The following is a 6,922-nucleotide window of genomic DNA, read 5'->3' as shown; positions in this document are numbered from 1 at the left end:
CCTGTCACCTGTCACCTGTCACCTGTCACCTGTCACCTGTCACCTGTCACCTGTTCCCTATCAAGAATGGAACTTGCTCCCCTATTACCAATAGCTTACCGGATTCTCCAACCGACTTTTCCCAACTGTCTGTGGCGTGGGAATCTTCACACGAAAACAATCGCCCTCACTTTTGATGACGGGCCTCATCCCCAATATACACCCCAAGTGCTAGCAGTGTTAGATCGGTACAACATCAAAGCTAGCTTTTTTTGGTTGGGTGCTTGTGTCAACCATTCACCAACCATTGCCAAAGCAGTGAGCGATCGCGGACACTGGATAGGGTTACATGGTTATGATCATCGCTCTTTTACTAGGCTCTCACCCAAAGACCTCAAAGAAAGTTTAGAAAAAACTCAAACCGCTATCTATCATGCTTGCCATATCCTACCTGTAAAAGTCCGCGATGTTAGACCTCCCAATGGGTTATTTACACCTAAAACTCTCAACTTATTTAGACAATGGCAATATCGTCCGGTGATGTGGAGTGTTGTCCCAGAAGATTGGGTCAGACCAGGAGTAAATAAAGTAGTACAGCGAGTCATAAAGCAAGTACAAAACGGCTCATTAATTGTTTTACATGATGGTGCTTGTGGTGGACAAGATGTGGCCGCAACCATCCAAATTCTCATCCCTCATCTGCTACAAAATGGTTATCAATTTGTGACTGTTGATGCCCTATGGCAACAAACTCAAGCCAACTTTTGACAAAGTACAGAATTTACCACAACTAAGCATAAAAACTTCTTAATGCCTAATTTACCAGCAGAAAGCAAGCCGATTTTGACTACTATAGCTTGATTTTCAAAGGGAATTTTAAATTCTGGGAAACACGAAAAAATATATCTATCCCATAAAAGCTGTTTGTAGGGTACGTCACTACAAATAATTTCTTGGTATTTCAAGGTTTTATCTGACTAACGCACCCTACAATATTGGATATCTTTCAAAGATATGTTTTAGGTGATTTTAACTTGTGGTTGTTGAGTAACCTCGGTATCAGAAGTATTAACTGAAATAGGCTCATGATTTCCTAACAGTTGATGTAAGTCATTTAATGAAGCGGGTTTAGCTACAGACTCATCTGTTGACTCGCTTGTATAGTCTATTAGGTCTTCCACTTGACAATTCAAAGCTTTACAAAACCTAATAATTCTTTCAATATGATCTGTCCCAGTTCGTCCGCTTTCCCAGTTTTGAATAGTGCTTTCAGTTACGCCTACAAGACGGGACAGTTCAAGCTGGGTTAGCCCTGCTTTTTCTCGAAGCAAAGCGATCCTTGGTTTTGGCTTTTGTTTCACAGCTACAGCACTTATATCTATCTATAGTCGTAGATCGTAGCACCAAAGAAAACCTACGCCTATAAAATTACTAAAAAACTTTTGTATATTTGTTAAAATATTTTACATACGGGACTAGCAATAAATAAGATTTATCTATACTTTCAAAGCAACACCGAAAAATATTTTGTTCTGGTAGTATCTCATACTCTTTTAGAGTTTAAAATTTGCTAAAAGTCTGCGGTGTCAGTTTCCGAAGTTTTTGCAATGGCATGAACCCTTATATGCAGCTTGGCTTTTCTTGTTAGGCTAGATATAAAATATCGTTCGTCGATTCTAGTATAATTTAACGAAGCTAACCCAGAATAGCACTATTTTAGAAAGATACCTGCAACTGAGTTTCTAGATTAACACGCAACCACAAATCGCGAAAAGACCAAATGTAAAACCTATTAACCACATCTTTAAAATCTTCTGGCTGATTAGTAATGATTGCATTCAATTGATAATGATTGAGACACACTACCTCTACAGCAGATTCAAAGTTTTTTAAAGGTGATAAACGTGCTGTGTGCATCATACTTTGGTCAACAATACAAATTTTAATATTTTCTCCTAACCAATCAACTACTATATTAGCCATCTGACGATTTTTTAAACAAGCAGTATAGGCATAAATTTTCTGCAAGCCAACATTTGTTAAGTACATTTGAATAGATGAATCTACCATTTCTAATAATTTGCTAACATCGGCTGTTAATTCACTCCGATTCATGACAGCTTCTAAGATTAAATCAGCATCAATTAAAATTCTAAACACTTTTAAATTTCCCTCTGAGAATTATCAATGTATTTATCAAAAATCTTAGGTCTACATTTATCAATATCCCTAAAGTTAGTAATAGTTCTATTAATCAATCAGTACAAAAATTTCAAATATCAACATTTTTTTCGCTCAAACCAGTCAATTAAACAAGTTTGCAAGTAAGTAATTTACAGAACTTAGGTATCAAAGCAAGATATTAAGTTTGCTTTACTGCTACCAATTCTCCAAAAATAGGCAACACATACAAACTCAGAAACCCTTGCGAAATAGGGCTTTCTGAATTTCGTAGGCGTAGGCTTTTCATCCCTACAAGATGCTATGCGTTGGCGTTAGCCTCTGTCTACGACACGCTCCGCGAACGTAGAGAACCTGTAGGGTATTTAGAATTTTGAATTGGTATTCCGTCTAGTTTACGGAACTCTCACTACAAACTCCTGCATTTTTATCTAGTAGATACAATCTGAAGGAATAAGATTCCTGTGATTATTGTAAAATCAGCTTAAAATCGGGACTAAAATATCTGTAAGTAGTTAGACATTCATCAATTTCTACTCTTTAGTTTCCAAAAGTAGTTGGAATGTCTAAGCACTGACATTGATTTGACACCGATTGACACTAGAAGAACAGTACATAGAATGACGCAAAATTATTGTTGATAGTTCCAAGAAGATCCCACAAGTATTTTAAAATAATGGAGTTACTATTAATACTAGTAATAAGCAGATGTCAGTATTTTATATGCTGAGGAAAAACGGTTAACTATTAAAAAGTGACCGCTTTTTGGTCAATGCTGATATTTAGAGAAAAATTACAGATTGACCATGACATTTGATCAGCTTAAACAATTCCGTACAGGAGTGTACACCTTCTTGGGTAATGGTAAAGAAATTCAAGGTGAGCGATCGCAGTTTAGTTAACGTGATTCTAGTTTAGAAACTCGCGTCTCTAAGTTATTAACTTGTTGCTTTAATTCGACTACTAAAGTTGCCAACCTATCAAACATCTGCTCTCGGCCTGGTTTTGATACAGTTCTTCTCGAACCTGGAGGTATTGTAATTGGTGTTCTTGGGGATGGAGACTGTCGATTTTGATTGAGTCTTGATTCTATTTGATTTAACCGCAACTCAACACGATTTAAATCCACTTGTAAATTATTCAGGCGAGATTCAACTTGCTGTGATGCCGCAGGGTTTGAGAGTAATCCCAGCCAGATAATAATTACCAAAGACACAGCGAGCAATAATCTGCGAAACATTGTATTAACTCCAAAAGGGGGAGATAAGTAGTCAGGTATAATTAAATCTACAAAAAAACCTAATTTGTAGTTGCAGCTTATTACCTAGGAAAAAATATCATTAGAACTAAAGTTCTTACTACAAACTTTAATTTATTAATGCCTAGCTACTTAGTGATGTACATTTATTATTTTAGCAATTCTCTGATATGGCATTTCTTCAGAGGTATATCATAGCCCCTTCCTCACGGCGAAGAGAAGTCTGAGCGGCGGTTTCTGGCGAACGGAACGTTGGGGGAGGGGGTTATTTTGAGAAAAACTATACGTCATTCATCCGGTTTTAAGTTAGAAAATAAATCTTGCCAATTAATATTTTGAGCAATATTAGTTCCTTCTTTTACCTCAAAGGTTAAATTACAAGCATTATGTTGATTTAACGCTTGTACACACAATTCTGCTATATCTTCACGGCTGATTTTGCCTTTTATATTATCACCTTGCTCAAAAATTAACTCTTTACCTCCCACTTCTTCTGTTAATGCACAGGGTCTAATAATTGTATAGGGAATGCTACTGGCTCTTAAACTATCTTCCCCTTTTAATTTCCAAGTTAAAATACCTCCCAGTTGGTCATTTAACCTTACTGCTGGCGGTTCTTCATCTAAATTAATTCCCGGTCTTCCAGGACGAGTTACGCCTGCGGAACTAACGTGAACAAATTGTGGTGTAGTTGTTCCCCCATAAGCTTTCATAGATTCCAACTGCAAAGCAAAGTTACCTGCTGAAAAATGGGGATTTAACGCACCATCATATTCAAATTTGCTCAACATCAGTTGAAAAGAACTAATTGTACTTTGATCAATTGCTGGGGCATCTTTAACTATTTTGGCTCGAAATACAGGTACAAAATCAGTAAAGGGAATGCGGACATTAATCCAAGTGTTAGCTACAGTATCAAATGAATAGCTGTAACCTAATCCGTCCCATTTGCTATCAGTCCGCAGGAAGAGTTTATAACGCTGTCCATCACCTTTAACACGCAAATCTACACCTGTATAGCCAGATAAATTAAAAGGTGGCTCAAAATTTTTCGTTCTCACGGATGCAAATCCACCAGAATTAGCTGTGGAAACATTACCAGTAAACACAGCAGTGTTATCTAAAAACTGCATATTACTGGCACTTATGCCTCCCATCACAACATCATCTAGCGCACCCCAGATATTTTTTAATTCTGTGGAGGAATTGGTAAAATCAAATATAAGTTTTTCATTGGCTGAGGATAGATATTTTGCAGCCGCATCAACTAAATTTTTCACTCCTTGATATTCTACAGTTTCAGGAGTGTCACCCACAATTTCTGGTTGGTAAAATTTTACACCTTGATAATATTTAGCTCTGTCTGCTGTGTCTCCTTCTACTGGCTGTACACGCACTGCTGTACAACAAATTACGGCTTGAAGATTAGCCATAACCATTGGAGTTAAAGTTTCTGGTTTAGTGATATCAGCAGCTACTAAGTCAACATCATTACTAAGAATTGACCGGGCTTTATCAATATCTCGCACTAGTGCGCGGACTTTATAACCTCGTTCTAACAACCGCCTGACTACTCTTTTACCAACGCCACCCGTTGCACCTGCTACTAGTATTACACCCACATTTTTTGCTCCATTAGGTAGATATTGATGATCATGGGGGCGACCTTGGATTAATTGCTGTAACCAGGTCAGGAAAGGAAATACCTCGAAGTAGGTCAAGGTTTCAATAAATCTGCCTAAGTTCCATTGAGAACGATTTTTATCAGCCACAGTTGCGTCTTCATAATTCTCTTCTTGCTACATGATAACCAATACTTCTCGGTTAAGAATTAAGCAGTATTGAGAATCAAAAAAGTGAGTGATTGATCAATACTTCTCGGTTAAGAATTAAGCAATATTGAGAAGTATTGTTTTGGCTAGTATCGCTAGGATTTGCGGCGTGTTGTGTCTGTTGACCAACTATTGGAGTTGATCGCGCTCGCTATCGCCCAAATTTAATATTTTAGAAGTTAATCTAGCCACACCCCAAAACGGGTTTTAACCTAATTATTTATTCTCCCACCAATATGGTCTGTTTATTTTTGCCGTACTGTACTAGGAGATTGTTGAAATAATTTGTAAAAAATTGAATCTCGACGCATGAAAGATGGGGATGGGAATATATCTTAAATGATGGGTTCGCCTATTCTCATCATTACAGGCGTAGGCATCGCTCCATCTAGATAAAATATTACACACTGCCTATAAGATAAAGATGGTGAGTTACTGTGTTAACACACCCTACGAAAAAATCTCGGTAAAATATCACAGGCGAATCGCAATCCTTGAGATCAGAACAAAAAATTAGTCGCCCTGTGTGCGATCGCCAACTATAAACCCATTGAATATAAAATTACACGGTCATACAATCTATCAGGCAAAAGATACTTGAGTAATGCTCCTATTTTCGCATCCTGACCGATGAGATAGCGTGTCTTTGGTTTTTTTGCTGTGAGTGCGTGAATAACAGCCTCAGCTACAATATCCGATGAAATGCTCTTAGATGCCAGAATTCCTACTTGTTTACGTACAGCAGTCAGCGCATGACCGTAGAGATTTAGGGCAGATGGTGATAAATTTTGCTTTGCTGTATCGGCTTGAGTAAAAGACTTTTCCCAAATGGGAGTAGCGATCGCACCTGGTTCTATAATTGAAACGGAAATTCCCCAAGGTCGTAACTCCATACGCATCACATCGGTGAGTGCTTCAAGTGCAAATTTGGAAGCATTGTAAGCACCAAGAAAGGGCGCAGCACTTCTACCGCTAATAGAACCCATATTGACAATTCGTCCTTGACTTTGGCGCAATAAACCAAGAAATGCTTGTGTGACGGCTAGTTGTCCGGTGACATTAACTTGCAGTTGTTGTTCAAAGTCTGCAATTGGTAATAATTCTAATGGGCCGGGAACGGCGATTCCAGCGTTATTTACTAAACCGAAAATTTCATCACCGACTGTATTTTTGACTGTCTCAACTGCAAATGCAATCGAATCAGCATCAGTAACATCTAAAAAGATAGGAATAAGTCTTTGAGAGGCTTTCTGTTGAAGTTTTTGAGCATCAGAATCTTTACGCACGCCAGCAAAGACACAAAATCCTAATTTGTCTAAATGCAAAGCGCAGGCTTCACCAATTCCTGTTGATGCGCCTGTAATCACTACTGTACCTTGATTTTTTGCAAGCATTTATGTTATCCAATCTCTGAGCTTAACTATAAAATTACCTGCTGATAACAAATGACAGATTTGCTACTTATATGTCATATTTATTAGTTCAAATCTAAAATTTTATTAAGTTATATCATCCTGGTAAAATGTTGTTAATAAGTCCTATATTTTCTTTTGCTGTATATCTTTATAATATTTTATTCATCCACTAAAAGAAATAGATTACTTGCTCTTCCTCTTGACTAATGAAGCTAATTTTTTGTGCCTACTTAGCAATGCGATCACTCGTAGAAATG

7 protein-coding genes are annotated in these 6,922 nt (G+C 37.5%); 1 reads left to right on the top strand and 6 read right to left on the bottom strand.

The annotated features are described in order from the left end of the window. Positions 1-66: 66 nt before the first annotated feature. Positions 67-747 carry a polysaccharide deacetylase family protein gene (locus ACM0OR_RS07080; RefSeq protein WP_414575620.1) on the top strand — a complete coding sequence of 227 codons (681 nt, stop codon included), beginning with the start codon at positions 67-69 and terminating at the stop codon, positions 745-747. Here ACM0OR_RS07080 and ACM0OR_RS07075 read toward each other — a convergent pair. The 6 genes from ACM0OR_RS07075 to ACM0OR_RS07050 all read right to left on the bottom strand — a co-directional run bounded on the left by ACM0OR_RS07075 (position 732) and on the right by ACM0OR_RS07050 (position 6,644). Next, positions 732-944: a hypothetical protein gene (locus ACM0OR_RS07075; RefSeq protein WP_414575616.1), complete on the bottom strand. Its 213-nt coding sequence runs from the start codon at positions 942-944 to the stop codon at positions 732-734. The two genes, ACM0OR_RS07080 and ACM0OR_RS07075, sit on opposite strands and share 16 nt — an antisense overlap. Positions 945-998: 54 nt before the next feature. Continuing rightward, the gene (locus ACM0OR_RS07070) at positions 999-1,340 is read right to left on the bottom strand and encodes a helix-turn-helix transcriptional regulator (RefSeq protein WP_414575615.1); all 342 of its coding nucleotides are present in this window, start codon (positions 1,338-1,340) and stop codon (positions 999-1,001) included. 355 nt (positions 1,341-1,695) lie between these two features. Further along, the gene (locus tag ACM0OR_RS07065) at positions 1,696-2,139 is read right to left on the bottom strand and encodes a hypothetical protein (protein WP_414575614.1); all 444 of its coding nucleotides are present in this window, start codon (positions 2,137-2,139) and stop codon (positions 1,696-1,698) included. A 919-nt stretch (positions 2,140-3,058) separates the two neighbouring features. Next, the gene (locus ACM0OR_RS07060) at positions 3,059-3,400 is read right to left on the bottom strand and encodes a hypothetical protein (RefSeq protein ID WP_414575613.1); all 342 of its coding nucleotides are present in this window, start codon (positions 3,398-3,400) and stop codon (positions 3,059-3,061) included. Between the two features lie 305 nt (positions 3,401-3,705). After that, entirely contained in the window at positions 3,706-5,190 is a 1,485-nt protein-coding gene (locus ACM0OR_RS07055) for a CIA30 family protein (RefSeq protein WP_414575612.1), read from the bottom strand. Positions 5,191-5,789: 599 nt separating this feature from the next. Then, a complete protein-coding gene (locus ACM0OR_RS07050; RefSeq protein WP_414575611.1) occupies positions 5,790-6,644 on the bottom strand; it encodes an SDR family NAD(P)-dependent oxidoreductase in 855 nt (284 codons plus the stop codon). Between the last annotated feature and the right edge of the window lie 278 nt (positions 6,645-6,922).

Source organism: Anabaena sp. CCY 9402-a, assembly GCF_963920945.1.
GTDB lineage: Bacteria > Cyanobacteriota > Cyanobacteriia > Cyanobacteriales > Nostocaceae > Trichormus > Trichormus minutissimus.
Note: the sequence above shows the minus strand (reverse complement) of the source record. Positions and strands in the feature narration are given on the sequence as shown.

What these genes read in the sequence shown, in the direction of transcription:
- ACM0OR_RS07080 (WP_414575620.1), top strand. Translation starts at nt 67, where the DNA reads ATGGAACTTGCTCCCCTATTACCAATAGCTTACCGGATTCTCCAACCG.
- ACM0OR_RS07060 (WP_414575613.1), bottom strand. Translation starts at nt 3,400, where the DNA reads ATGTTTCGCAGATTATTGCTCGCTGTGTCTTTGGTAATTATTATCTGG.
- ACM0OR_RS07050 (WP_414575611.1), bottom strand. Translation starts at nt 6,644, where the DNA reads ATGCTTGCAAAAAATCAAGGTACAGTAGTGATTACAGGCGCATCAACA.